The organism is Serratia sp. Ae19-1 (genome assembly GCF_059801225.1).
Genome location: NZ_JBCHWD010000003.1, coordinates 337,422 through 360,366, shown reverse-complemented (window position 1 = coordinate 360,366; position 22,945 = coordinate 337,422). Strand labels below are relative to the sequence as shown.

Below are 22,945 nucleotides of genomic sequence, written 5' to 3'. Positions count from 1 at the left end.
TGGCAGACGACAAATGACGGCTTTTCTGCCAGGATGAATTCAATTCACCTGTAGGGGGTCACCATGTTCGCCACGCTGCCCGTCAACGCATTGCGCACTTTTGAATCAGCCGCTCGTCTGCACAGCTTCAAGCTGGCGGCGGCCGAGCTGGCGGTAACGCCAACGGCGATTTCACACCAGATAAAAGCGCTGGAACAGCAGCTGGGATTTGCGCTGTTTCAGCGGCTACCGCGCGGCGTGCAGCTGACGGCGAAAGGGGAAACGCTGTTTGCCGGAGTGCACGGCGCGCTGCTGGACGTCGCCGCTACGCTCGAGGGCCTGCGGCCGCAGCCCAGCAGCGGATCGCTGTGCGTCTCGGTGACGCACTCTTTCGCGGCGCTGTGGCTGGTGCCGCGCCTGGGCCGTTTCTACCAGGCGCATCCGCACTATCTGGTGCGCCTGGAGGCCTGCGCCGAGGTGATCGATCTGCAGCAGGACGCCAGCGTGGACGTGGCGGTGCGCTACAGCCGCGCGCATTATCCCGCGCTGCATCAGACGGCGCGCCTGGAGGAAAGCTTTGGCGTCTATGCCGCGCCGGGGCTGGCCGCCGCTCCGCCGGAAAATCCGGTGTTGATCACCGTCAAGTGGGGGGATTCTGCGCTGTACGACAGCGGCTGGCATGACTGGTGTCGAGCCGCGGGCGTAGACTGGTGGCAGCGCCATGCGGCGATGCGCAGCTATCACGAGGAGCATTACGCCCTGCAGGCGGCGGTGGCCGGACAGGGGCTGGTGCTCGCCAGTTCGGTGATGGTGTCCGATATGGTGGACAACGGTCTGTTGGTGGCGTACCGGCCGGAGGTGGGCGTACCGGGCGCCGCGTACAGCGTGTTGTGCGCACCGGGGCGCGAACGGCATCCGCCGGTCAGGGCATTCCTCGCCTGGCTGCAGCAGGAACTGCCGCAGGGCAATGGCACGAAATAAAAGTTTTATCGTCCTAAGCTGTGGGAATATCTGCGAACTTTTGTTTTTACTTCACTGCGAGAACCTGCCATGAGCCAGCCAAGAACTTCCGATTACCCGATTGATGCACAATTTATTGAACGCTGGTCGCCGCGTGCCATGGCCAACGACGCCATCGACGATCAGACGCTGCTCAGCTTCTTTGAAGCGGCGCGTTGGTCGCCTTCGGCCTACAACATTCAGCCGTGGCGCTTCGCCTACAGCAAGCACGGTTCCGACAGCTGGGAGAGCTATCTGGAGTTTCTGATCGACTTCAACCGCGGCTGGGCGCAGCACGCCTCGGCGCTGGTGGTGATCGTCTCCAAAACCACCAGCCTGAACGGCGAGCGGCTGGTGGACAATCCGACTCATGCGTTTGATACCGGCGCCGCCTGGGCCAACCTGGCGCATCAGGCGCACCTGAAAGGCTGGTTGACCCACTGCATGAGCGGCATCCACCACGATAAGATCAAAGCGGCGCTGCAGCTGCCGGACGACTATGCGGTGCACGCCATGGTGGCGATCGGCAAACCGGGCGACAAAGCTCGCCTGCCGGATTTTCTGCAGGAAAAAGAAACGCCGTCGGGCCGTCTGCCGATCGGCAAAACCGTCAGCGAAGGGCTGAACTTCACGCTGTGATCGACCGCGCTCGCCGAGGCCCGCCTGGCGGGCCTTTTTTATGCGGCGAGTAAAACTTTGGGAGTATATTCTCGCTCGCCTATTCGCTGTATATTTTGTTACATAGCGATTGCGTGATGAGGAGGAAACCGTGGGGGATCATTTTGGCAAAGGGCTGTTGGCGGGGTTAAAGGCGGAGAATCTGCAGCCGGAGGCGGAGCTGTCGCGCTTTTGCTCCGACTACAAGCGCGGTTTCGTGCTCGGCTATGCGCACCATTTGGCGCAGCGCTGCGGCGACGAGAACCGGGCGGCGTTTGAGGCCGGGCAGCTCAGCCGCGCCTATGGCCTCGGCAGCGAGCCGATGAGCGAGTTCTTCTCTGGCGGCGATAACCGGCTGGCGGAGAAGTTTTTCCGCGCCGGCTATAACCGACCGATGCAAAGTTAACGCATGCAAGCCGTCAGGCGGCGCTCAGTACCGCCACCATATACACGCACGGTTGGTCGCTACGGTTTTCAAAGCGGCAGTCCGCCGGTGGGCCGAGCTCCAGGCAGTCTCCCTCGGCCATTTCGTGGCGCGCCTCACCCTCGACAAACAGCAGCTCACCGGATAACACCCAGATTAGCTGACGCTTGAACGCATACACCGAGGCCGGCATCGGGATCGCCGCGCCGGCCGGCAGTTCGATGCGCACCAGATCGAGCGGCAGATCGGTGCGCGGCGAAACGTGGCGCCGCACGTAGCCACTCTCCGGATCGACCCACATCGGTTGTTCTTCCCGGCGCAGCAGTCGGCCTTCCTGCGTTTCCGCCCGAGCGATCAGCTTGGACATGCTGAGACCGAACGCGCCCGCCAGTCTGCCCAGCAGCATCGCCGTCGGGCTGCTCTCGCCGCGTTCGATCTTATGAACCATCGCCCGCGATACGCCCGCCCGTTCGGCCAGATCGGACAGCGACCAGTGGCGCGCCTCGCGTTCAATGCGAATGCGCGCGCCGATCAGCTGATTTAGATTGTCTAATTTAATATTCATATCGTAGTATTATAGTGGACAATTGGCCGGGGTAAACCATGATTATACGAAATGCGACGCTCAACGATAGCGCGGCGATTGCCGCTATCTATAACGACGCGGTGTTGAACAGCACCGCCATCTGGAATGAACAAACCGTGGATGCGGCCAACCGCGCAACCTGGATCGGCGAACGCCAGGCGGCGGGCTACCCGGTGCTGGTGGCGGTGAACGGTGCGGACGAGGCGATCGGCTATGCGTCGTTCGGTGATTGGCGCGCCTGGGACGGCTATCGGCATACCGTGGAACATTCGGTGTATGTCCATCAGGCGCATCGCGGAGAGGGGATTGGCAAAGCGCTGTTGATCGCCCTGATCGCACGGGCGCGGGAGATCGGCAAGCACGTGATGGTGGCCGGCATTGAATCCGGCAACCAGGCCTCCATCAAACTGCATCTGGCGCAGGGATTCCATGAGGTGGGGCGTATGGAGCAGGTGGGCGCCAAATTCGGCCAATGGCTGGATCTGATCTTCCTGCAGCTGAAGCTGGACGAGCGGGCCACGCCGCCCGCGACAGAGCGATGAATATGCTGTTGCTGCTGGTGGCGGCGGGGATGGGGCTGGTGGTGCAGAATCTGCTGATGGTGCGCATTACCGAAAGCGTCTCGACCATCCTTATCACGCTGGTGATCAACTCCAGCGTCGGTTTGCTGCTGCTGATGGGGCTGCTGCTGGCCAAAAACGGTCTCGGCGCTGTGGCGGAAGTGACCGGCGCCGCCAGGTGGTGGATGCTGTTGCCGGGGCTGTTGGGATCGCTGTTCGTGTTCGCCGGCATTTTGGGTTACCAAAAGCTGGGGGCGGCGGCCACCATCTCGATCCTGGTCGCCAGCCAGCTGTGCATGGGGCTGTTGGCCGATGCCTATCGCGCCGGTCCGGCGGCGCTGCGCGAGAATCTGCCGGCGTTGTTCGGCGCCTTGTTGCTGGTGGCGGGCGCTTATCTGGTGGCGAAACGCAGCTTTTGAGCGCGCCGTTTGCTGCCGCGCCTTGAGTGACGTTGCCTATTGTCGGGGGAGATTACTCCCCCGATAACAATCTAGTAAACATAGTCATACTTTATTTCTGCAACGTGGTTGTAGACGTTATCCCGGTTTTTCTTCACGTCTTTAATCAAAATTGAAATGTTTTGCTGAGCATTAATGCATCTTCCAAACTTATCCCAACTTTTACAGGTGGTTGTGGTCGTTTCTGTGGTGAAGGACTTCATCACTTCTTTGCTGGTTAACTCTCTATCGTCGTTATCATAAGTAAAATCTTCAGTTGTTGCTCCCGAGATCATTCTTGTTAAACGATTTTTAGCGTCATAACTATAAACGGTGTTGCTACTGTCATTTCCTAACGTGCTAACCCGGCTTGAACCGGAGAGCCTGCCTGTATCATCCGTTGAGAATGTGGTTATTGCCTTGCCTGATTGATGATTTTTTCCAGCGGAAATATCGGATGTGTCCTCAGAGCGGATTATTTTGCCATTGAGGTCTGTCAGAAATTTCCCGCTCATTTTTTGTGTCATCAGTGCATGTTTATCCGCTCCACTTTCAATCATTGACATCTTAAAAGTCATGTCGTAATCCCAGTTGTTATGATTTTTATCTATCGAACCCTGGAGTTGAGTTAGTAAAACGTTGTTATTAATCCGTGACTTGATGGTTTTGCTGCTGCGTGAACTTAACAACGCGCCGCATTCATCGAACTCCATCTGCGTATCAGCCTTTATATAATCATCTTTGCTTTCTATATGCATGCTGACTTTTTTGGGAATCTTCCTGGCTGAGGCGTCTTGCGTCAATATCATGTTATTGAAAGCATTAATGGGGGTGAGATGTTCAGGGCAGATCTTTTCATTTGCATAGACATTACACGAATAAATAATCGGCAGGCATAAACACAATAATTTTTTCACAGCGAACACTCCATGTAATAACGCATTATCGGTCAATAATTATACCTAAGCCCGATATCTGGCTGCAATGTTCAACCCGTGATGCATGCAGGGAAGGTGGAAAAATACGGTTATGGCGAGAAATTATTGTCCGGGCCGAATATTCAGCGCCGTCGGCTCAGGGTATTGGCGGATAAAACCATTCTACCCGCAGGTGAGGGTTTCGCGTTTTTTGTGGATGAGATGAACCTGAGGCGGGAGGGCAGCGGTACAGATGCAAAAAGCCCGCTCGGGTTTCCCTGAGCGGGCTTCTCTAAATATGGCTCCTCTGACTGGACTCGAACCAGTGACATACGGATTAACAGTCCGCCGTTCTACCGACTGAACTACAGAGGAATCGTGTGAACGGGGCGAATAATAGCGGGGTGGTTGCGGCTTGTAAAGCCTGAAAACGCCCGATGCGTTCGTTTGCTGCAAGATTGCCCAACCTGCTGCTTTTTATCGCTTTTGTCGCTTATCCCGCGCGCAGCGCCGGCGGATTGCCCGTTGTTTAAGGCCGTTGCCTGCCGATGGTGCAACGCATGCCCTGCGTTGTGGCGCGCGCCGCCCGGCGAACGGCCGTTTGCCGCCGCGTATCCCGCTTCTCGGGGCATTTACCGACTCTGGCCCGGATCTTGCTGCGATTGAATAACCGGATTTCGGCATTCTCAATTTAGCGGCTCGCTGGAGGCACTATGAATTTCAGACGTCTGAAGTACTTCGTGAAAATCGTCGATATTGGCAGCCTGACCCAGGCGGCGGAGGTGTTGCATATCGCCCAGCCGGCGCTCAGCCAGCAATTGGCAACGCTGGAAGGGGAACTGAAGCAGCAACTGCTGATCCGCACCAAGCGCGGCGTGCAGCCGACCGAGGCCGGCAATATTCTCTATGCTCATGCGCAGACCATCCTGCGCCAGTGCGAACAGGCGCAGAGCGCGGTCAACAGCGCCGGGCAGGCGATGAGCGGCCAGGTGTCTCTCGGGCTGGCGTCGGGCAGCACTGCGGCGCAGCTGGCGCTGCCGCTGCTGCAGACCCTGCGCGATCAGCAGCCGGGCATTCTGCTCAGCCTGCATGAAAACAGCGGCGCGGCATTGGCCGGGCAGGTAGCCAATCAGACGCTGGATATGGCGATGATCTACGGCGCCAAAATGCCCGCCGGTCAGCACGCTATCGCGCTGATGCGGGAAGATCTCTATCTGGTGGCGACGCGTGCGGTGCCGCATCCCGGCAACAGCGTCGAGCTGCTGGACGTGGCGCGGCTGAACCTGTTTCTGCCGCGCGAGGGGGATGCGGTGCGCAACCAGCTGGAAGAGGCGATGGCGCTGCGCAAGCTGGCGATCAACGTGGTGGGAGAGATTGAATCCTCAGGCGCGCTGAGCGCCGCGATCGCAAGCGGGTTGGGGGCGACCGTGCTGCCGGAGTCGGTGGCGCGCGCGATGATCGGCCCGGCCAAGGCCTGGATGGCGCGCATCAATGCGCCGACGATGTCGGTGCCGCTGTCGCTGTGCATGTCGGGCCAACAGGCGCTGTCCGCCCCGGCATTGCTGGTGAAAGACCTGCTGCTGTCGATCGCCGGCGGCCGCAGCCAGGAGAAGCGCGCGCTGGCGCTGGTGCGTTGAGGAAAAAATGGCCCGCCGCAGCGGGCCTGTGCACCGTTAGCGGAACGGCGGTTCGTTGAAGGTGCGCAGCTTGCGCGAATGCAGGCGATCGCCCTCGGCGCGCAGCAGATCGATGGCGCAGATGCCAATCTGCAGGTGCTCGGAGATCGCCCCTTCGTAGAAGCGGTTGGCCTGGCCCGGCAGTTTGATCTCGCCGTGCAGCGGTTTGTCGGAGACGCACAGCAGCGTGCCGTACGGCACTCGGAAACGGTAACCTTGGGCGGCGATGGTGGCGCTCTCCATGTCGACCGCCACCGCGCGGCTGAGGTTGAAGCGGCGTGCCGAAGCGGAGTAGCGCAACTCCCAGTTGCGGTCGTCGGTGGTGACCACGGTGCCGGTGCGCAGGCGCTGTTTGACCTCTTCGCCGGGCATGCCGCTGACCATTTTGGTGGCGTCATACAGGGCGCGCTGCACTTCGGCTATGCTCGGGATCGGGATATCCGGCGGCAGCACCGCGTCCAGCACGTGATCGTCGCGCAGATAGGCGTGGGCCAGCACATAGTCGCCGATCGCCTGGCTTTCGCGCAGGCCGCCGCAGTGGCCGATCATCAGCCAGGCGCTCGGGCGCAGCACCGCCAGGTGATCGCAAATGGTCTTGGCGTTGGACGGGCCGACGCCGATGTTGATCAGCGTGATGCCCTGACCGGTGCGCGAGATCAGGTGATAGGCCGGCATCTGGTTGTTTTTCCAGGCCAGATCGGACACCGTCTGCTCGGGCGCGCTGGTTTCGGGCGTGATGTAGGCGCCGCCGGCGCTGGAGAGCGCGATATATGGGCTGGCCGGATCGGCGATCTGCGCGCAGGCCCAGCGTACGAACTCGTCCACATAGCGGGTGTAGTTGGTGAACAGCACGAACGGTTGGAAATGCTCCACCGGCGTGCCGGTGTAGTGCCGCAGGCGCGCCAGCGAGAAGTCCGCGCGCAGCGCATCGAAATGCGACAGCGGGAAATGATTGTCGGTGGCGTGGTACAGGCCATCGGCGGTTTCGTCACCGATCTGCGCCAGCTCGGTGGTCGGGAAATGCTGGGCGATGCCGGCGCTCATTGAGCGGTCGAGCGCCAGGCTGGAGCCGTCGATGACATAAGGGAACGGGATCTCCTGCTGTGACGGCGCTACTTCGATATGGGCGGCGTAATCGTGTTCCAGCATCGCCAGCTGTTCGGCCAGATAGTGGCGGAACAGCTGCGGCCGGGTCACGGTGGTACTGTAGCTGCCGGGATGGGTAAAGCGGCCGAAGGCGCGGGTTTTGCTCGGGCCGGATTGCTGCCCGTCCCAGCTGACGCGCAGCTCGGGGTACACGAACAGCCCGGCGGCGCGCGCCTGCGGATCCGGCAGCGTGCCGTGGCTGATAAAGTCGCTGACCGCCTGACGCAGCGCGTCTACCGCGGCGTCATACAGGGCTTCCAGTTGATCGAGTGCCTGATCGGCGCTGAGGCCGCTGCGAGGTGGGGCATAGCTCATACTTTCTCCTTGGATGTCCCGGCTCTGTGGCGGGGCTGCGGCGTTTCACCGTCACAGGTTAGCCGAAGAAAGGCGTAAAAGCTTGGTCGAAATGACGGGCGCGGCAAAGAAAATACCGCGCCCGCGGCGCAGGGGGATCAGGAAGCGGGGTCGGCCGTTTCGACCTTCAGCGACACCAAGCCGATGCCCAGCTTCTTCGGCGTGAAGCCGCCGCTGGCGCTCTCTTTCGGCTCGGTCGGCGCCGGCGGCGTAATGCTGATGTTTTGCGCGCCGCGCGGGTTATCGAAGCGCAGGGTGACGGTGCTGTCCTGTTCGCCGAGCGACACGAAATGCTCTTCGTCGCCGACGCGCACCGAAATCGGTTCGCCGACGTTGTTGCCGTAGGCGCGGGCGCGCAGCACCAGATCGAAGGTTTTAGGCAGCGGATCGACGTAATCGATGTTCACCGCCGGCGCCAGATTGGCGTCGGACCAGCGGCCCCATTCCTCGACGGCGGAGACGCCGGTGATGGACTTCACCTGTTCCGGCATGCCGGGCAGCATGAACTCGATGGCGTCCGCCCGGTATTTCACCGCCGCGTCGTCCACCTGCAGGCGGGCGACGGCGTTTTGGTAGTCGGCGACGCTGTCCGCCGTCGGGGCACCAAAGTTTACCTTGCCGCGAAAGCGCTCGCCGCTCGCCTGCGCGATCTGCGGCGGCGAGGCCAGGGTACCTGAGGCCACGCAGATGTCGGTGCTCAGCGCCAACTGCGGCGCCCAGACCCGGCCGATCTCGTAGCATTTATCGACCCAGACGAATTTCTCCCCCGCCCCCAGCCCGGCCAGCTGCTTGCGCAGCGGGGTGGAGAGATAGACGTTGAACATCGGTTCGATGCGGTTATCGCCCACCCGCAGGATGAACGGCACCTTATAGGTGACGCCGGAGAAGCTGAAGCTGCGCTGGCGTGTATCCACGCTGTAGTCGCTGATGCGGTTCGGCAGGCCCCACTGGTTGATCACCGCCGGTTTCCAGCCGTTGATCTTCTCTTCGATGTTCAGGAACACCGTAGACAGCGACGGCGCCGACAGGCTGCTGCGGCCGAGGCCGATATAGTTGTCGCCGCCCATCACGTCCAGCACCGTGGCGCCGTTATCCAGTGTGCTGCGCTTTTCGTGGCGCTGCTCCGCCTGCGGCCGGGTGCCGTCGATGATGAAGAACAGGTTGCGGCGCTTCTGCTTGGTCAGAATGTCGTAGGCGGTGTTGTTCATCGCCAGGTGGTCGGAAGACACCACGATCACGGTATTGCTGAAGTACGGCGAGCGTTTGATCTTGTCGATCAGCGCGGCGATGTGCTGCTGACTGCAGGCCACCGCGCTCAGCGAGCGGTTGTCCTTATTCTGCCAGGCGTAACTTTGCTTGCTGCAGCCGGCGGAGATAAAACCGTCCGGGTGATGGGTGTCGACGGTCAGGGTAAACAGCGAGAACGGTTGGCGCTGTTCGGACAGTTCGACAAACTTGCCGTACACCACGTCCAGCACGGTGTCGTCGTACCAGCCCCAGTCGTTTTTATAGCTTGGATCGGCGACCCGATCGCGCAGCTCTTTGAAGCCGTAAACGTGATCGAAGCCGTGGGATTTCAGGAAGGTGTCTTTACCGGCGAACGCCAGCTCGGCGCCCTGGTAGAAATAGTTGCTGTAGCCGGCGGCCTTCAGCACGTCGCCCAGGCAGACGTTCTCCGGGTAGAAGGTGGAGACCGCGCTGGAGGCGTTACCGTCGAAGGGCGCGAACAGCGGAATGCCGCACTGCGAGGCGACCATGCCGGCGATGGTGTAACCGGTACCCGGCAGCTGCTGGGTGTTGCTGAAGTCGATGCTGTCGGCGCGCAGGGCATTCAGTTCGTCGGCCAAACCGGGAAACAGCTCGGTGTCGAAGTAGGTGCGCTCCAGGCTCTCGGCATAGATATACACCAGGTTCGGCCGCTTGCCCTGCACGGTCTTTTTCGGCGCCTTGTAGTAGGTGGTGAAATCGGCGGTATCGCCGACGATCTGGCTCTTGACCAACAGCGAAATGTCCTGAAACGCCGGGGTGGTGCCGACCGAAAACAGCGCCAGCAGCACGGCGACGACGCTGTAGGCCACGCTGCTGCCTTTAGCCTTGCGGCGCAGCAGGCTGCGGGCCAGCACGGCGAAAATTCCCCCCAGCGCCGCCAGCAGGCCGATAAACGGCAGCACGTATTTGCTGACGCCGGCGCCCTTGAGGCTACTGGTGACGGTGTAGATCACCGCATCGGTGATGCCGTCGCCGGTAAAGTAGTTGCTGGCGATCAGGATGACGTTCAGCACCAGATAGCTGCCGAGCAGCGTCAGCAAAATGGCGAACCACCAGCGGTTGGCGGCGGCCCGGGTGCGATAAATCAAAATCGACGCCAAAAAGAGAACAAACGAAACGACTGCTAAAACCATCCGCCAAACCCTGTCTGATTGGAAAAAACGTTGCTGCCCTGGTCTGCGCCGCCGGCCGTGCCGCGGCGCGAAAAGTGAAGGGTATAGCCTATTGCCGGCGGCGGAACAACGCGCGATCTCCCGCTACGGCCGACGAGCGGCGGCTATTGTACATTTTTATGACGATAGTGTGACGTTAATCACGCCAGCGGCGGCCACGGCGGCGAAAGCTTGCTGGTCGGAGGTTTCGCTCTACGCTTAATGAGCGCCACGACGGCGCGCCCATCAGCCATTCAGGAGGAAGTATGCAGACGATTTCCGCAGCGGTACTCGAGGATTTGGCCCCGCAAGGCGTGTTGCGCGCGGCGATCAACTACGGCAATCCGGTGCTGGCGCAGGCGGGGGCCGGCGGCAAACCGCAGGGGGCTTCGGTGGAGCTGGCCAGCGCGCTGGCTCAGGAACTGGGCGTGACGCTCGAGCTGGTGACCTATGACGCGGCGGGCAAGGTGTTCGCCGATCTGGACAGCGGCGCCTGGAACCTGGCGTTTATGGCCATCGAGCCGGTGCGCGCGGCGCAGATTGCGTTCAGCGAACCCTACGTGATCATCGAGGGGACTTACCTGGTGGCGAACGACGCGCCTTACTTTGAGGTGGCGCAGCTCGACAGGCCGGAAGTGCGCATTGCGGTCGGCCAGGGGGCGGCGTATGACCTGTTTTTATCGCGCACGCTGCAGCAGGCGCAACTGGTGCGGGCGGCAACCTCTGCCGAGGCGATCGCGCTGTTTTTCGAACGGGGGCTGGAGGCGGCGGCCGGCGTGCGTCAGCCGCTGCTGGCCGCCGCGGCCGCCCATCCGGGCTACCGGGTGCTGGAGGGGCATTTCACCGCCATCCGTCAGGCAATGGCGGTGCCGCGGCAAAAAACGCAGGGCGCCGCCTATGTGAACGGCTTTATTGAACGCTGCAAGGCCAACGGGCTGGTGAAGGCGGCATTGCAGCGCAGCGGCCAGGGTGAGGTGACGGTGGCGCCGCCGGCCGCCTCGGCGTGATCAGTCCAGTTCCACCGCGTACTGTTCTACCGGGGTGATTTTCTTGATCAGCTTGTTGTCGAACAGGAACTGCTCGTAAGCCTGGTAGCGGGCGCGATCCAGCTTGGCCGGATCGCGCGCGAACAGCGGCAGGCTGGCTTGCCAGGCCTGCTTGTTCAGCTCGGTATTCAGCTCCGGGTGCGCCTTGGCAAACGCCAGCCAGGTGTCCTGCGGGTGCGCGTGCAGGTAGTCGCTGCCTTGCTTCAGCGCGGCGAGGAATTTGCGAATTTTCGGCTCGTTCACCGCATCGCGGTTGGCGACGATGATCAGCTCGTCGTAGGCCGGCACGCCGTAATCTTCGACGTTGAACACCACCGGTTCTTTACCCTGCAGCTTGAGCTCCAGCGCTTCGATGTTGCGGTAGCCGCCGATCACCGCATCGACCTGGCCCGCCAGCAGGGCGCTGGTCAGCTGGAAGTTGACGTTGATGAGCTTGATATCCTGCGGTTTGAGATGCTCGTGTTCAACCATGGTGGCCAGCGTCGCCTGTTCGATGCCGCTGACCGAGTAACCCACCGTTTTGCCCTTGAGATCCGCCGGCGAGGCGATGTTCTTGTCCAGCGCGATCACCGTATTCAGCGGCGTGTTGATCAGCGTGCCGACGCGCATCAGCGGCAGGCCCTGATCGGCGAAGAAGTGCAGTTGCGGCTGATAGGTGATGGCGAGATCGGCCTGTTTAGCGGCCACCAGCCGCGGCGGCAGCGCCGGATCGGACGGCGGCACGATCTTGACGTCCAGCCCTGCGGCCTTGAAGGCGCCGATCTGCTCGGCCACCATAATCGGCGCGTGATCGGGGTTGATATACCAGTCGAGCACCAGCGTCAATTTCTCGGCCGCGCCGGCCTGGCCGGTGATGGCGGCGCCGAGCAACAGCCCGCAGAGGGTATGTTTAATCATGGTTGTTCCTTTATCCCTGGTTATGGTTGCAATCATCAGTCGTTTTCCGGCGCCCAGGCGATCAGGCGCCGCAGCAGCGCATCCACCGCGGCCCACAGCAACACGGTCATCAGCACTAGAATAAACAGCGCGGCGAAGCAGACGTCGGTCTGCATGCGCGCGTTGGCGTTCAGCATCACGTAGCCCAGCCCTTCGGCCGAGCCGACCCATTCGCCGATGATGGCGCCGATCGGCGCGACCGCAGCGGCCATGCGCAGGCCGGAGCCGAAGGCCGGCAGCGCCGCCATCAGCCGCACGTGCCGCAGTTGCGCCCAGCGCGAAGCGCGCATCGTGCGTGCCAGATCGAGATAGTCGTTGTTGACTCGGCGCAGCCCGTCGAAGAAGGCCGACACCACCGGGAAGAAGATCACCAGCACCGCCATCGCCACCTTGGCGCTCATGCCGAAGCCGAACCACAGCACCAGCAGCGGGGCCAGGGCGAACACCGGTATCGCCTGGCTGGTGAGCACCAGCGGCATCAGCCAACGCTGCAGGCGCGGCGAGAAGATCATGCACAGCGCCAGCGCCGCACCGAGCAACACGCCCAGAACCAGCCCGCTGACGATCTCCGAAGCGGTGACCAGCGTGTGCCAGGCGAGGTAGCCGCGCCCGTCCCACAGCGCCTGCGCCACCGCGCCCGGCGTGGGCAGCAGAAAGGCCGGGATGCCGCTTTGCCCTGCCAGCCACCACAGCAGCAGCAGGCCGGCGAACACCGTCAGCCCGCGCCGCAGGCGGGTAAGCCCGCGTTCTTTGGCGATATTCATTGCGCCGCCCTCACCATCTGCTGCAGCAACTCGGCCTGGCTTTTCAGCAGGTCGGCGTCATCCGGCGCGCGCGGCGGCTGCCCTTTGATGCAGTGGCTATCGTCGAGACCGAGCGGCCAGGGTGACAGCACCAGCAGGCGGTGGCTCAGACGGCAGGCCTCCATCGGATCGTGGGTGATCAGCAGCACGGTGTTTTGCGCCAGCAGCTCGGCGGCCAGGCTCTGGATTTCGGCGCGGGTAATGGCGTCCAGCGCGGAAAAGGGCTCGTCCATCAGTACGATCGGCTGGCGTTCGTAGAGCGTGCGGGCGATGGCGGCGCGCTGGCGCATGCCGCCGGACAGCGCGGCGGGCAGGCTGCGGCCATGCGCGGCCAGGCCCACGCGTTCAAGCAGGTGCGCCGCCCACGCCCGATCCGGCGCTTCGCCGCGCAGCCGCGAGCCGAGGGCGACGTTCTCCTCGATAGTCAGCCAGGGGTAGAGCAGGTCTTTCTGCCCCATGTAGGCGATGCGCCCGGCGATCGGCAGGCCGTCGCTGCCGCTCACCGTGCCTGAGCTGGCCTGCGCCAGCCCGGCGATGATCTTCAGCAAACTGGTTTTGCCGGCGCCGCTGGCGCCGAGCAGAGCGACGAAGCTGCCGCCGGCGATGTCGAAGCTCAGCCGGTCGAAGACGATTTGCTGACCGAAACGCAGGCTGAGATCCCGCACCTGGATGCCGGGCGGGAGAAGCGGGGAGGTCATGAGGCGTTCAGCCCCATTTGCCAAAATGCCGATTCCAGCTGGGTGGCGGTGGTGAAAATCTGCGCCAGCTCGGTGAGGCGGCTCTGCGCCCCGCGCTGATGGCCGACGGTCTCCAGCAGTTCGATGGCGGCGCGCACGCCGGCCAGATAGCCCTCGTCTCCGTAGTTGCGGATCCAGGAGGCGTAAGGATTACCCTCCATTTTGGTGGCGGGATCGTGCAGCAGCCGCAGGCCGATTTCGGCATAGCCGGCCACGCAGGGCAGCAGGCCGGCCAGCAGATCGAGGGCGTCGCCGGCATGGCCGATATCCAGCACGTAGCGGGTGTAGTTCATGGTCTCCGCCGCTTCCGGCTGGGCGGCGATCTGCGCCTCGTTCAAGCCCCATTCGGCGCAGTAGGCCACGTGCAGCGGCAGTTCGGCGACGATGCCGTTGAGCGAGGCGGTGGCGGCGCGCATCTCCGGCAGGGTGCGCAGCTTGCTGACCAGCAGCGCGTAGGCGCGGGCGAAGTGCAGCAGGAACAGATAGTCCTGGGTCAGGTAGCGACGAAAAGCGCGTTCGGGCAAGGTACCGGCGGCCAGCTGCTGCAGAAACGGGTGATCGACGTAGTCCTGCCAGTGGCTGCCGGCTTGTTGCCGCAGCCGGCCGTAAAGACCGCTTTCGAACAGGGTGGTGATGGACATGGGACCTCCTTGAGTCAGTGGAGATCCGGGCACGCTGAGGTATGAACAGGCAACGGGTGATTGCGTTGTTGCCTAACCGTCCCTTCGCTGGCATGACCCAGATCAGGTTCAAAGGGTTCGGCTTACGCCATCTCAGCCCGTAACAGGACACCCCTCGGAGCTGCTTGTTATACGACATTTGTTTTTTGATTACAATCGTCGGGCGGCGGCGCGGCAATCGGTTCGTTTAGTGCGATCGGGGGCGATTTTGCTGGCGCAGAGCGCGCGGTTTTTGTCACTGTAGGCCTATGTTTTGCCTTTGAGGACGATTCCCGATGAAAAAGATTGGTTTTCTCTCGTTTGGCCACTGGTCGCCTTCCGCTCAGTCCGGCACCCGTTCAGCGGCGGATGCGCTGCTGCAGTCTATCGATCTGGCGGTCGCCGCCGAAGATCTGGGGGCGGACGGCGCCTATTTTCGTGTGCACCACTTCGCGCGCCAGCTGGGATCGCCATTCCCGTTGCTGGCCGCCATCGGCGCCAAAACCCAACGCATCGAGATCGGCACCGGCGTGATCGACATGCGCTATGAAAACCCGCTGTATATGGTGGAGGACGCCGGCGCGGCGGATCTGATCGCCGGCGGGCGTTTGCAGCTCGGCATCAGCCGCGGCTCGCCGGAGCAGGTGATCGACGGCTGGCGCTATTTCGGCTATGCCCCGGCCGAGGGGGAAACCGACGCGGACATGGCCCGCCGCCATACCGAAGTCTTTCTGGAAGCGCTGCGCGGCGAAGGGTTCGCTGAACCCAATCCGCAGCCGATGTTCCCCAATCCGCCCGGGCTGCTGCGGCCGGAGCCGTTTTCCGCCGGGCTGCGCGATCGCATCTGGTGGGGTGCCGGTTCGAACGCGACCGCCGTCTGGGCGGCGAAGCTGGGTATGAACCTGCAAAGCTCGACGCTCAAGAACGACGAGACCGGCGAACCCTTCCATATCCAGCAGGCCAAGCAGATCCGCGCCTATCGCGCCGCCTGGCAAGAGGCCGGCCATGCGCGCGAGCCGCGGGTTTCCGTGAGCCGCAGCATCTTTGCGCTGGTGGATCAGCGGGATCGCAATTACTTCGGCGGCGGCGGCAAAGAGGGCGATCAGCTAGGGTATATCGACGCGCAGACCCGGGCGATCTTCGGCCGCAGCTATGCCGCCGAGCCGGACGCGCTGATCGAGCAGCTGGCGCAGGACGAGGCCATCGCCGAAGCGGATACGCTGCTGCTGACCGTGCCTAACCAGCTGGGCGTGGATTACAACGCCCACGTTATCGAATCGATTTTAACCCATGTCGCGCCGGCGCTCGGCTGGCGCTAAACGGAGGACTGGCATGTCACGTATTTTCATTACCGGCTCGGTGGACGGGCTGGGCCGCGCCGCCGCGCAAACGCTGTTGGACGAAGGGCATCAGGTTATCCTGCATGCGCGCGCCCCCGGCCGTCTGGAGGCAGTGCGCGATCTGCTGGATCGGGGCGCGCAGGCGGTGATTGGCGACCTGTCCGAGGTGCAGCAAATCCGGCAGGTCGCCGAGCAGGTGAATCGCCTCGGCCGCCCGAATGCGGTGATCCACAACGCCGGCATGTTCACCGGGCCGCAGGTGATGCCGGTGAACGTGATAGCGCCCTATCTGCTGACGGCCCTGATCGAACGCCCCGATCGCATCGTCTACCTGAGCAGCAGCATGCACTTTGACGGCGTAGCGGAACTGAACGGCGTGGATTGGCTTGGCGGCGCAGCCGGCTCCTATTCGGACAGCAAGCTGTTCGTCACCGCGCTGGCCGCCGCCGTGGCGCGCCTGTGGCCCGGCGTCATCAGCAGCGCAGTCGATCCCGGCTGGGTGCCGACCAAAATGGGCGGCGCGGACGCGCCCGACGATCTGGCGCTGGGACACGTGACGCAGGCGTGGCTGGTGAGCAGTGATGAGCCGCAGGCCCTGGTTTCCGGCGGTTATTGGCACCATCAGCAGCGGTTGGATCCTCATGCGGCGGTGCACGACGAGGCGTTTCAAACGGCGCTGCTGGCGCAGTTGGCGCGCGTGAGCGAGGTGAGTTTGCCTCAGGCCTGATGGCCGCGTTCTCCTGGCCCGTCGGTGGTTATCGGCGGGCTTTTTTATGCCCGCAGGGTGAACCGACGGGGCTTTTCTTATACAGTGGTTGCCTGGCCTGTTTTGATTGTTATTTATATTATCGCCATGCACACATTTCTGATTATCGTCCCCGAAGGGGGCATGCTGTTCGAAGCGGCGGGCATCGCCGATATTCTGATGCAGGCCAATCGCCTGAGCCCTGCCGAGGCGCCGCTGTATCAGATCGCGGTCGCCACCACGCAATCCCATCGGGTGGTACACGGCCTGTCCGGTCTGAGCCTGCTGGCCGATCATCGCCTGGCGGATCTCGATCCGGCCCTGCCGCGCGATACCGTCATCGTCGCCGGCAAAGGGGCGACCGAAGAAGAGGGCGCCCTGGTGGCGGATTGGCTGCGCCGCGCGGCCCCGCAGGCGCGCCGTATCGCCTCGGTCTGCGGCGGGGCTCTGCTGCTGGCCGAGGCCGGCTTGCTGGACGGACGACGGGCGACCACCCACTGGCGGCTGGCGGAAACGCTGCAGGCGCGCTTCCCGCAGGTGCAGGTCGAAAACGGCCCGATCTACGTGCAGGACGGGCCGATTTGGACCTCCGGCGGCGTCAGTTCCGGCTTCGATCTGACGCTGGCGTTGGTGGAGGACGACTACGGCTTCGTACAGGCCCGCGAAGTGGCACAGGACCTGGTGATGTTTCTACGCCGCCCCGGCGGGCAGGCGCAGTTCAGCCGCTACCCGCTCAACCAGGCCAAATCGCCGGGCCCGATCCGCGACCTGCAGTCCTGGATCCTGGAGAATCTCGCCGACGATCTCAGCGTCGATCGGTTGGCCGAGCGCGTGGCGATGAGCCCGCGCAACTTTACCCGGGTGTTCACCCGCGAGACGGGCATTTCTCCCGCCAAATTCGTCGAAGAGGGGCGGTTGCATACCGCCAGGCAGCGCCTCGAGCAGAGTGCAGAAGGCATCGAACAGGTCGCCCTGGCCACCGGCTTCGGCAACGGCCTTAACCTGCGGCGCGTGTTTGAACGCAAACTGCAGTTGACCCCGAGCGAATACCGTGAGCGCTTCCATGCGCGCAATTTGGCGCAAATTGATTGGTAAACGTCATTTACGCCGCCTCGGGGCAGGGCTAGATTTGAGGCAAAGCCCAAAACGAGGAGATCATCATGGTGAGAGTAGGCATTAATGGCTTCGGCAGGATCGGACGCAACGTGCTGCGCGCGGCGCTGGGGCGCAGCGATTTCGAAGTGGTGGCGATCAACGATCTGACGGACAGCAAAACGCTGGCGCACCTGCTGAAATACGACACGCTTTCCGGCACGCTGGCGGCCAGGGTGGAAGCCGGCGACAACCAGCTGCTGCTGGACGGCCGGCCGATTCAGGTATTTTCGCAGCGCGATCCCGCCGAGATCCCTTGGAGCAGCGTGGGCGTGGACGTGGTTATCGAAGCGACGGGCTTCTTTACCGACAAGGCCAAAGCGGAAGTGCACATTACGCACGGCGGCGCCAAGCGGGTGATTATCTCGGCGCCGGCCAAGAACGACGACATTACCATCGTCATGGGCGTTAACGACTCGCTCTACGATCCGGCGCTGCATAAAGTGGTCAGCAACGGCAGCTGTACCACCAACGGGCTGGCGCCCGCCGCGCAGGTGTTGCATCAGGCGTTCGGTATCGAATACGGGCTGATGAACACCACTCACGCCTATACCAACAGCCAGGCGCTGCATGATCAGCCGGAAAAAGATCTGCGCGGCGCGCGGGCGGCGGCGGAATCGATCGTGCCTTATTCCAGCGGTGCGGCCAAGGCGCTCGGCAAGGTGATCCCGGATCTGGACGGCCGGTTGACCGGTTACTCGCTGCGGGTGCCGGTGCCGGTGGTTTCGATCGTCGATCTGACGGTGACGCTGAAACGCCCGGCGACGGTGGAGGAGATCAACGCCGCTTTCCGCGCGGCGGCGGCGTCCGGCCCGCTGCAAGGGATCCTGGGGTACAGCGATGAACCGCTGGTGTCGAGCGACTACCGGGGCGATGCGCGCTCATCGATTATCGATGGTTTGTCCACGCTGGTCATCGGCGGCAACCTGGTGAAAGTGCTCGCCTGGTATGACAACGAGTGGGGCTTCTCCAATCGGTTGGTCGATCTGGCGCTGCTGATGGAAAAACGCGGGCTGTAAACGTCCAATAGCAAAAAGCCCGCTTAAGTTTCCTTAAGCGGGCTTCTCTAAATATGGCTCCTCTGACTGGACTCGAACCAGTGACATACGGATTAACAGTCCGCCGTTCTACCGACTGAACTACAGAGGAATCGTGTGAACGGGGCGCATGATATCCAGCAGCCCCGGGTGTGTCAACGCTAAATTGCCTTGAGCGGTTCGACTGCTCGGTATCTGAGCAATGCGCTCGTCAATCAGCCCATTGCGCGTCGTTTTCCGCCTGGGTGCGCAGCAGACGCGCCAGCGGATCCTGGCGGTAGAAGCGGCAAAAGTGCTGATACAGCGCCGGGAAGCGTTCGGCCAGCAGCTCGGGGGCGCTGAAAAAATACTCCGACAGCACGGCGAAGCACTCGGCCGCATCGGTGGCGGCGTAGGCGTCCATGCTGGCGGCCTCTTCGCCGACCATGTCGATCTCGTCCTGCAGGCTTTCCATCGCGGCGTGCAGATCGTGTTCCCAGGCAGCCACCTCGCGCAGCGGGATCGGCGGCACGCCTGTGGCGACTCCGCCGTTGCGCATATCCAGCTTGTGCACCGCTTCGTGGATCACCAGGTTAAAACCGGAAAGATCGAAAGAGTCCTGCACGTCTTGCCAATTGAGCACGATCGGCCCCTGTTCCCAGCTTTGGCCAGACTGCACCACCGGCCCCGAGTGCACCAGGCCGATCTCGTCCTGCCATTCGTCTTCCACCACGAATGGGGTAGGGTAAAGCAGAATTTCGTTGAAGCCGTCGAGGCACTCCGCGCCGAGCTCCAGCACCGGCAAGGCGAACAGCAGGGCAATGCGCGCCTGCATTTGTGAAGTGAGCTGCAGCCCCTGCAGCGGCACGATGCGCTTTTGCTGCAAAATCTGCCCGGCGACGGCCACCAGCCGCTGCCGCTCCTGCTCATCCAGCGGCGAGAGCAGCGGGATCGCCAGCGCGTCCTGCCACTGGGCCTGAATGTCTGCCTGGGGTTGAGAGGGTTGAGTCGCTTTCCACGGCCATTTAATCATCAGGTTGCTCGTAAAGTCATCACTTGAACGTTCGGCTGCATGCTAGTGCTGTAAAAATGCCGCAAAAGCGGGCATGATAGCAAGCGTTGTCAGGAGAGATGCCGGAGCGGCTGAACGGACCAGTCTCGAAAACTGGAGTAGGGGCAACTCTACCGGGGGTTCAAATCCCCCTCTCTCCGCCACTTCCCCCCACGTTATTACCCATCGATTCAAATTCCTTTTCATTTTCTTCTGTCTATTGCGCTGTAACCATTCGATTTGCAACGTGTTTGCGTTGGTCGGCATCCCGTTTCGCATTATAACCCGTGCATTATCAACGAATAGCATTTTGCGATTATGTTCTTCATTTTGTGAGCTATGTTGCGCTCAAATACGATGCGGCGCTTGAGACAAGAACGTGGCTGCGGCCTGCCAATCAGGCTGAGCGCATGAAACGGCTACGGTGATCATGCCTGCCGGCCAAAGCCAGTCTACTAACAGGTCCAATCTTGCCAAAATGGTGTTTATTTACACGCGATTTCTCGCGCGCTAATATGTGTGCACATGCACATAAATGATCAGTCTCCTGCCCGAAACGAGGGCGATAGAAGGGGCTGACCGCCTGGAGACTGGAGGACTTGACATGAGTTTGCTCGATTGCGCACTGGATTTTCGCCACTTCATTGAGGAGCTGCGTCGCCGAAAAGATTTGGTCGACGTGCATCAGGAAGTCTCCGCCGATCTGGAGATAGCGGCTGTCTGCCGCCGGGTTTACGAGCAACGGCTCTCGGCTCCGCTATTTCATCATGTGGCGGGCGCGATGCCGGGAGCCCGCATCCTCGGCGCGCCGGCCGGCATGCTCGCTTCGCCGGAATACGCCTATTCTCGTCTAGCCCTCCATTTTGGGCTGCCGCCGGAGAGCACTCCGCGGGATATCGTGGCGGCGATTCGCCGGGCGGTGAAGGCGGAACCGCTAGCCCCCGATTACTGCTCGACCGGGCCGGTGAAAGAGAATATTTGGCGAGGCGACGAGGTTGATCTGGAACGCTTCCCGGTACCGCTGCTGCATGAACGGGATGGCGGGCGCTACTTCGGCACTTACGGATTCCATGTCGTGCAATCCCCGGATGGGCAGTGGCACAGTTGGGGCGTCGGCAGGCTCATGATGCTCGATCGCAATCGTCTCACCGGCCCGGCAATCCCCACCCAACACATCGGCATGATCCGTGAAATGTGGCGCCGAGAGGGGAAACCTACGCCGTGGGCGATGGTGCTCGGGGCGCCGCCTGCCGCGGTGGCGGTGGCGGGGATGCCGTTGCCGGCCGGCGTCAGTGAGCCGGACTATGTCGGCGCGCTGCTCGGTAAAAGCGTCACGCTCACCCAAGCGGAAACCAACGATCTCTGGGTGCCGGCCAATGCGGAAATTGTGCTGGAAGGTGAAATCAGCCTGACGGAGACGGCGTTGGAAGGGCCGATGGGGGAGTATCACGGCTATCAACATCAGCAGGGCCACGAACAGCCGGTGTTCCATGTGCACGCGGTGACATTTCGCGATGACCCCATTTTGCCTATTTGCGTCGCAGGCACGCCGCCGGAGGAAAATCATACGATCTGGGGCACCATGATCTCGGCTCAGCTGCTGGAGACCCTGCAGAGCGCGGCATTGCCCGTCGACTTTGTCTGGTGTTCCTATGAGGCGGCAACCTGTTGGGCGGTGCTCTCCATCGATATTGAAAAACTGGCCGGCATGAAGACCAACGCTGCTGATTTTGCCGATAAGGTCGCGGAGATCGTCTTCGGTTCGCATGCGGGCTACCTGATCCCCAAACTGATTCTGGTCGGCAATGACATTGATATTGTCGATATCGATCAGGTGGTTTGGGCGCTGGCCACGCGTTCACATCCGGCGCGCGATCATTTTCTTTTCCCTGGCGTGCGCGAGTTCCCGATGGTGCCGTACCTGACGGAAGAGGACAAGGCGCGCGGCAGCGGCGGCAAAGCCATCATCAACTGTCTGTTCCCTGAGCAGTTCAGCGGAGTAACGCGTGCGGGCACGGCCTCTTTCAGACATGCTTATCCGGAACAGGTCAGGGCAAAAGTCGAAGCTAATTGGAAACAGTATGGATTCTGAAAAGAAAGGCGCACATAGTGGCCGACGGGGGATGGGATTGCCCAACGGCGCGCTTTATAAGATGACGGAAGTGGTGCGTCACCGTGAAAAACGGCTGTCTGCGTTACTGGCTTTACAAGGGCTCAGCCTCCATGAGTGGCGCGCGTTGCGCATTCTCTACAGCTTTCCGGGCGATGTGTCCATGAGCGATGTGATAGCGCATTCGCAGACCGATCGCACTGCGCTTGGACGCACGCTCACCCAACTGGTTAACCGGGGATGGGTTGCGCGTTTCCCCGATCCGGAAGATAAGCGGGCGGTATATCTGCGCGTGATGCCGGCGTCTCGCCCTATTTTTGACCAGGCGAGACAGCGGGTGGCGGATTATGACGCACAGCTGATGGCCTGTCTGGATGACGTCGGGCTCAGTGCCCTGGATGACGCACTGCAACGCATGATGCTGTTCATCGAGAGCGCGTAGTCCGTTCCGGCGAAGCCAGCGCCGTATTTCCCGAGTGACCTCATCGCGGTGTTGTACTGTTGCCCGCGGGTAAGGTAATTTGCTGATGGCAATGACGACTGACGCAGGGGCCAACGGACATGAATGAAAGGATCGACTACCACATCGAGAAATACCACTTCGCGCCGCTGGATGAAACCCCGCGGCTTGCGCACCAGTGGAGCGAGGTGCTGAACGAGTGTCGCCAGACGCAGGCTGGGGCGGAAGAGCGCCTGCGCATTGCGCTGCTCAACGTGGACTATGTGACCAGTTTTGAATTGCCTTTCCGTTTATTGCTGATCAGGGCGCCGCAGCTGATCGCCGGCCTGCGTGATGAGCTGGCGCTCAGTCAAAAAAATGTGGTGTTCAACGGCAAACGCTTTGGTTGCGTTTACAGCTTAAAAAGCGATTTAAGCGGCGTGCCCGAGGCCTTCCAATACGGCCTGTCGACCCGTATTCATCGAACCTCTGCGTCGGGCGTGGACGCGCTGCCTTACCGGGAAATCGCCAAAACGCTCAAGGCGCCGCGTGAGCGGCTCAAGCTGGCGCTGGATCAAGGCCTGCAGGTCACGGCGCTGGACGGCCTGTTCTGGTTCGGCATACAGCGCATCGCCGCCGAAGTGCGCAGGCTAAGAAAAGCCGGCATGGCGATCGCGACGGCGGAAACGGAGATCTTCGATACCCTGACCGGTACGACGCGCAAGGTGCCGGTGTACCGGTTGGCCGATCGTTAAG

General features: G+C 62.0%; 24 protein-coding genes, 3 tRNA genes and 1 riboswitch. Of the genes, 16 read left to right on the top strand and 11 right to left on the bottom strand.

Features of this window, described 5'->3' with window-relative positions:
* Nucleotides 1-63 precede the first annotated feature (63 nt).
* The 3 genes from AAIE04_RS11910 to AAIE04_RS11900 all read left to right on the top strand — a co-directional run bounded on the left by AAIE04_RS11910 (nucleotide 64) and on the right by AAIE04_RS11900 (nucleotide 2,041).
* Complete coding sequence (locus AAIE04_RS11910) at nucleotides 64-960, top strand: LysR substrate-binding domain-containing protein (RefSeq protein WP_498576987.1); 897 nt, start codon at nucleotides 64-66, stop codon at nucleotides 958-960.
* 69 nt (nucleotides 961-1,029) lie between these two features.
* Nucleotides 1,030-1,617, top strand: coding sequence for a nitroreductase family protein (locus tag AAIE04_RS11905; protein ID WP_025160322.1), 588 nt, complete (start codon nucleotides 1,030-1,032; stop codon nucleotides 1,615-1,617).
* A 130-nt stretch (nucleotides 1,618-1,747) separates the two neighbouring features.
* Nucleotides 1,748-2,041 (top strand): DUF2623 family protein, encoded by a 294-nt coding sequence (locus tag AAIE04_RS11900; protein WP_063917902.1) that lies wholly within the window; start codon nucleotides 1,748-1,750, stop codon nucleotides 2,039-2,041.
* Between the two features lie 13 nt (nucleotides 2,042-2,054).
* Here AAIE04_RS11900 and AAIE04_RS11895 read toward each other — a convergent pair whose 3' ends face one another.
* Complete coding sequence (locus tag AAIE04_RS11895) at nucleotides 2,055-2,624, bottom strand: helix-turn-helix domain-containing protein (RefSeq protein WP_063917903.1); 570 nt, start codon at nucleotides 2,622-2,624, stop codon at nucleotides 2,055-2,057.
* Between the two features lie 38 nt (nucleotides 2,625-2,662).
* Here AAIE04_RS11895 and AAIE04_RS11890 point away from each other — a divergent pair, with 38 nt between their 5' ends.
* The gene (locus AAIE04_RS11890) at nucleotides 2,663-3,187 is read left to right on the top strand and encodes a GNAT family N-acetyltransferase (RefSeq protein WP_498576986.1); all 525 of its coding nucleotides are present in this window, start codon (nucleotides 2,663-2,665) and stop codon (nucleotides 3,185-3,187) included.
* Nucleotides 3,184-3,624: a DMT family transporter gene (locus tag AAIE04_RS11885; protein WP_019452494.1), complete on the top strand. Its 441-nt coding sequence runs from the start codon at nucleotides 3,184-3,186 to the stop codon at nucleotides 3,622-3,624. Before AAIE04_RS11890 ends, AAIE04_RS11885 begins: the two co-directional genes overlap by 4 nt.
* A gap of 71 nt (nucleotides 3,625-3,695) precedes the next feature.
* Here the strand turns inward: AAIE04_RS11885 and AAIE04_RS11880 are convergent, their stop codons facing one another.
* On the bottom strand, nucleotides 3,696-4,559 hold the full coding sequence (locus AAIE04_RS11880; protein WP_498576985.1) for a hypothetical protein: 864 nt from the start codon (nucleotides 4,557-4,559) through the stop codon (nucleotides 3,696-3,698).
* Nucleotides 4,560-4,655: 96 nt separating this feature from the next.
* Between AAIE04_RS11880 and AAIE04_RS11875 the strand changes: the two genes are divergently transcribed.
* On the top strand, nucleotides 4,656-4,841 hold the full coding sequence (locus AAIE04_RS11875) for a hypothetical protein (RefSeq protein WP_498576984.1): 186 nt from the start codon (nucleotides 4,656-4,658) through the stop codon (nucleotides 4,839-4,841).
* Nucleotides 4,842-4,858: 17 nt separating this feature from the next.
* On the opposite strand, the gene AAIE04_RS11870 is transcribed toward AAIE04_RS11875, so the two are convergent.
* Nucleotides 4,859-4,934 (bottom strand) — tRNA-Asn (locus AAIE04_RS11870).
* A 338-nt stretch (nucleotides 4,935-5,272) separates the two neighbouring features.
* Between AAIE04_RS11870 and nac the strand changes: the two genes are divergently transcribed.
* Nucleotides 5,273-6,196, top strand: coding sequence for a nitrogen assimilation transcriptional regulator NAC (gene nac / locus AAIE04_RS11865; protein ID WP_019452497.1), 924 nt, complete (start codon nucleotides 5,273-5,275; stop codon nucleotides 6,194-6,196).
* A 36-nt stretch (nucleotides 6,197-6,232) separates the two neighbouring features.
* Here nac and AAIE04_RS11860 read toward each other — a convergent pair whose 3' ends face one another.
* Together AAIE04_RS11860 and opgB are read right to left on the bottom strand one after the other, a co-directional pair.
* Entirely contained in the window at nucleotides 6,233-7,696 is a 1,464-nt protein-coding gene (locus tag AAIE04_RS11860) for an AMP nucleosidase (RefSeq protein WP_019452498.1), read from the bottom strand.
* 137 nt (nucleotides 7,697-7,833) lie between these two features.
* Nucleotides 7,834-10,137 (bottom strand): phosphatidylglycerol--membrane-oligosaccharide glycerophosphotransferase, encoded by a 2,304-nt coding sequence (gene opgB, locus AAIE04_RS11855; protein WP_498576983.1) that lies wholly within the window; start codon nucleotides 10,135-10,137, stop codon nucleotides 7,834-7,836.
* A 284-nt stretch (nucleotides 10,138-10,421) separates the two neighbouring features.
* Between opgB and AAIE04_RS11850 the strand changes: the two genes are divergently transcribed.
* The gene (locus AAIE04_RS11850; protein WP_074053756.1) at nucleotides 10,422-11,162 is read left to right on the top strand and encodes a transporter substrate-binding domain-containing protein; all 741 of its coding nucleotides are present in this window, start codon (nucleotides 10,422-10,424) and stop codon (nucleotides 11,160-11,162) included.
* Here the strand turns inward: AAIE04_RS11850 and AAIE04_RS11845 are convergent, their stop codons facing one another.
* The 4 genes from AAIE04_RS11845 to tenA are packed head-to-tail and all read right to left on the bottom strand — an operon-like array spanning nucleotide 11,163 to nucleotide 14,318.
* Nucleotides 11,163-12,098 (bottom strand): ABC transporter substrate-binding protein, encoded by a 936-nt coding sequence (locus AAIE04_RS11845; protein ID WP_154746471.1) that lies wholly within the window; start codon nucleotides 12,096-12,098, stop codon nucleotides 11,163-11,165.
* Nucleotides 12,099-12,133: 35 nt separating this feature from the next.
* Nucleotides 12,134-12,901 (bottom strand): ABC transporter permease, encoded by a 768-nt coding sequence (locus AAIE04_RS11840; RefSeq protein WP_019452502.1) that lies wholly within the window; start codon nucleotides 12,899-12,901, stop codon nucleotides 12,134-12,136.
* Nucleotides 12,898-13,638 carry an ABC transporter ATP-binding protein gene (locus AAIE04_RS11835; RefSeq protein WP_019452503.1) on the bottom strand — a complete coding sequence of 247 codons (741 nt, stop codon included), beginning with the start codon at nucleotides 13,636-13,638 and terminating at the stop codon, nucleotides 12,898-12,900. Before AAIE04_RS11835 ends, AAIE04_RS11840 begins: the two co-directional genes overlap by 4 nt.
* Entirely contained in the window at nucleotides 13,635-14,318 is a 684-nt protein-coding gene (gene tenA / locus AAIE04_RS11830) for a thiaminase II (RefSeq protein WP_019452504.1), read from the bottom strand. The genes AAIE04_RS11835 and tenA overlap by 4 nt, the downstream gene beginning before the upstream one ends.
* 62 nt (nucleotides 14,319-14,380) lie before the next feature.
* Nucleotides 14,381-14,483: riboswitch (TPP riboswitch) on the bottom strand.
* Nucleotides 14,484-14,632: 149 nt separating this feature from the next.
* On the opposite strand from tenA, the gene AAIE04_RS11825 reads away from it, so the two are divergent.
* The 4 genes from AAIE04_RS11825 (at nucleotide 14,633) to gap (ending at nucleotide 18,592) form a co-directional block, all read left to right on the top strand.
* Nucleotides 14,633-15,655 (top strand): LLM class flavin-dependent oxidoreductase, encoded by a 1,023-nt coding sequence (locus AAIE04_RS11825; protein WP_063917911.1) that lies wholly within the window; start codon nucleotides 14,633-14,635, stop codon nucleotides 15,653-15,655.
* Nucleotides 15,656-15,668: 13 nt separating this feature from the next.
* Nucleotides 15,669-16,403: a Rossmann-fold NAD(P)-binding domain-containing protein gene (locus AAIE04_RS11820; RefSeq protein WP_498056656.1), complete on the top strand. Its 735-nt coding sequence runs from the start codon at nucleotides 15,669-15,671 to the stop codon at nucleotides 16,401-16,403.
* Nucleotides 16,404-16,529: 126 nt separating this feature from the next.
* Nucleotides 16,530-17,516, top strand: a complete 987-nt coding sequence (locus AAIE04_RS11815; protein ID WP_197667788.1) for a GlxA family transcriptional regulator — start codon at nucleotides 16,530-16,532, stop codon at nucleotides 17,514-17,516.
* A gap of 65 nt (nucleotides 17,517-17,581) precedes the next feature.
* The gene (gene gap, locus AAIE04_RS11810; RefSeq protein ID WP_063917913.1) at nucleotides 17,582-18,592 is read left to right on the top strand and encodes a type I glyceraldehyde-3-phosphate dehydrogenase; all 1,011 of its coding nucleotides are present in this window, start codon (nucleotides 17,582-17,584) and stop codon (nucleotides 18,590-18,592) included.
* 54 nt (nucleotides 18,593-18,646) lie between these two features.
* On the opposite strand, the gene AAIE04_RS11805 is transcribed toward gap, so the two are convergent.
* Together AAIE04_RS11805 and mtfA are read right to left on the bottom strand one after the other, a co-directional pair.
* A tRNA-Asn gene (locus AAIE04_RS11805) sits at nucleotides 18,647-18,722 on the bottom strand.
* Nucleotides 18,723-18,821: 99 nt separating this feature from the next.
* Nucleotides 18,822-19,622, bottom strand: a complete 801-nt coding sequence (mtfA, locus tag AAIE04_RS11800) for a DgsA anti-repressor MtfA (RefSeq protein ID WP_211130594.1) — start codon at nucleotides 19,620-19,622, stop codon at nucleotides 18,822-18,824.
* Between the two features lie 92 nt (nucleotides 19,623-19,714).
* Between mtfA and AAIE04_RS11795 the strand changes: the two genes are divergently transcribed.
* The 4 genes from AAIE04_RS11795 to AAIE04_RS11780 all read left to right on the top strand — a co-directional run bounded on the left by AAIE04_RS11795 (nucleotide 19,715) and on the right by AAIE04_RS11780 (nucleotide 22,944).
* A tRNA-Ser gene (locus AAIE04_RS11795) sits at nucleotides 19,715-19,804 on the top strand.
* 440 nt (nucleotides 19,805-20,244) lie between these two features.
* Nucleotides 20,245-21,732, top strand: a complete 1,488-nt coding sequence (locus AAIE04_RS11790) for a UbiD family decarboxylase (protein ID WP_154746464.1) — start codon at nucleotides 20,245-20,247, stop codon at nucleotides 21,730-21,732.
* On the top strand, nucleotides 21,722-22,192 hold the full coding sequence (locus AAIE04_RS11785) for a MarR family winged helix-turn-helix transcriptional regulator (RefSeq protein WP_025160318.1): 471 nt from the start codon (nucleotides 21,722-21,724) through the stop codon (nucleotides 22,190-22,192). Before AAIE04_RS11790 ends, AAIE04_RS11785 begins: the two co-directional genes overlap by 11 nt.
* Nucleotides 22,193-22,311: 119 nt before the next feature.
* Nucleotides 22,312-22,944, top strand: a complete 633-nt coding sequence (locus tag AAIE04_RS11780; protein WP_498576982.1) for an ECs1377 family protein — start codon at nucleotides 22,312-22,314, stop codon at nucleotides 22,942-22,944.
* Nucleotide 22,945: the final 1 nt, after the last annotated feature.

What these genes read in the sequence shown, in the direction of transcription:
- AAIE04_RS11895 (WP_063917903.1), bottom strand. Translation starts at nt 2,624, where the DNA reads ATGAATATTAAATTAGACAATCTAAATCAGCTGATCGGCGCGCGCATT.
- AAIE04_RS11820 (WP_498056656.1), top strand. Translation starts at nt 15,669, where the DNA reads ATGTCACGTATTTTCATTACCGGCTCGGTGGACGGGCTGGGCCGCGCC.
- tenA (WP_019452504.1), bottom strand. Translation starts at nt 14,318, where the DNA reads ATGTCCATCACCACCCTGTTCGAAAGCGGTCTTTACGGCCGGCTGCGG.
- AAIE04_RS11785 (WP_025160318.1), top strand. Translation starts at nt 21,722, where the DNA reads ATGGATTCTGAAAAGAAAGGCGCACATAGTGGCCGACGGGGGATGGGA.
- AAIE04_RS11905 (WP_025160322.1), top strand. Translation starts at nt 1,030, where the DNA reads ATGAGCCAGCCAAGAACTTCCGATTACCCGATTGATGCACAATTTATT.
- AAIE04_RS11890 (WP_498576986.1), top strand. Translation starts at nt 2,663, where the DNA reads ATGATTATACGAAATGCGACGCTCAACGATAGCGCGGCGATTGCCGCT.
- AAIE04_RS11780 (WP_498576982.1), top strand. Translation starts at nt 22,312, where the DNA reads ATGAATGAAAGGATCGACTACCACATCGAGAAATACCACTTCGCGCCG.
- AAIE04_RS11815 (WP_197667788.1), top strand. Translation starts at nt 16,530, where the DNA reads ATGCACACATTTCTGATTATCGTCCCCGAAGGGGGCATGCTGTTCGAA.
- AAIE04_RS11845 (WP_154746471.1), bottom strand. Translation starts at nt 12,098, where the DNA reads ATGATTAAACATACCCTCTGCGGGCTGTTGCTCGGCGCCGCCATCACC.
- opgB (WP_498576983.1), bottom strand. Translation starts at nt 10,137, where the DNA reads ATGGTTTTAGCAGTCGTTTCGTTTGTTCTCTTTTTGGCGTCGATTTTG.
- AAIE04_RS11910 (WP_498576987.1), top strand. Translation starts at nt 64, where the DNA reads ATGTTCGCCACGCTGCCCGTCAACGCATTGCGCACTTTTGAATCAGCC.
- gap (WP_063917913.1), top strand. Translation starts at nt 17,582, where the DNA reads ATGGTGAGAGTAGGCATTAATGGCTTCGGCAGGATCGGACGCAACGTG.
- AAIE04_RS11825 (WP_063917911.1), top strand. Translation starts at nt 14,633, where the DNA reads ATGAAAAAGATTGGTTTTCTCTCGTTTGGCCACTGGTCGCCTTCCGCT.
- AAIE04_RS11860 (WP_019452498.1), bottom strand. Translation starts at nt 7,696, where the DNA reads ATGAGCTATGCCCCACCTCGCAGCGGCCTCAGCGCCGATCAGGCACTC.
- mtfA (WP_211130594.1), bottom strand. Translation starts at nt 19,622, where the DNA reads ATGATTAAATGGCCGTGGAAAGCGACTCAACCCTCTCAACCCCAGGCA.
- AAIE04_RS11885 (WP_019452494.1), top strand. Translation starts at nt 3,184, where the DNA reads ATGAATATGCTGTTGCTGCTGGTGGCGGCGGGGATGGGGCTGGTGGTG.
- AAIE04_RS11850 (WP_074053756.1), top strand. Translation starts at nt 10,422, where the DNA reads ATGCAGACGATTTCCGCAGCGGTACTCGAGGATTTGGCCCCGCAAGGC.
- AAIE04_RS11835 (WP_019452503.1), bottom strand. Translation starts at nt 13,638, where the DNA reads ATGACCTCCCCGCTTCTCCCGCCCGGCATCCAGGTGCGGGATCTCAGC.
- AAIE04_RS11840 (WP_019452502.1), bottom strand. Translation starts at nt 12,901, where the DNA reads ATGAATATCGCCAAAGAACGCGGGCTTACCCGCCTGCGGCGCGGGCTG.
- nac (WP_019452497.1), top strand. Translation starts at nt 5,273, where the DNA reads ATGAATTTCAGACGTCTGAAGTACTTCGTGAAAATCGTCGATATTGGC.
- AAIE04_RS11790 (WP_154746464.1), top strand. Translation starts at nt 20,245, where the DNA reads ATGAGTTTGCTCGATTGCGCACTGGATTTTCGCCACTTCATTGAGGAG.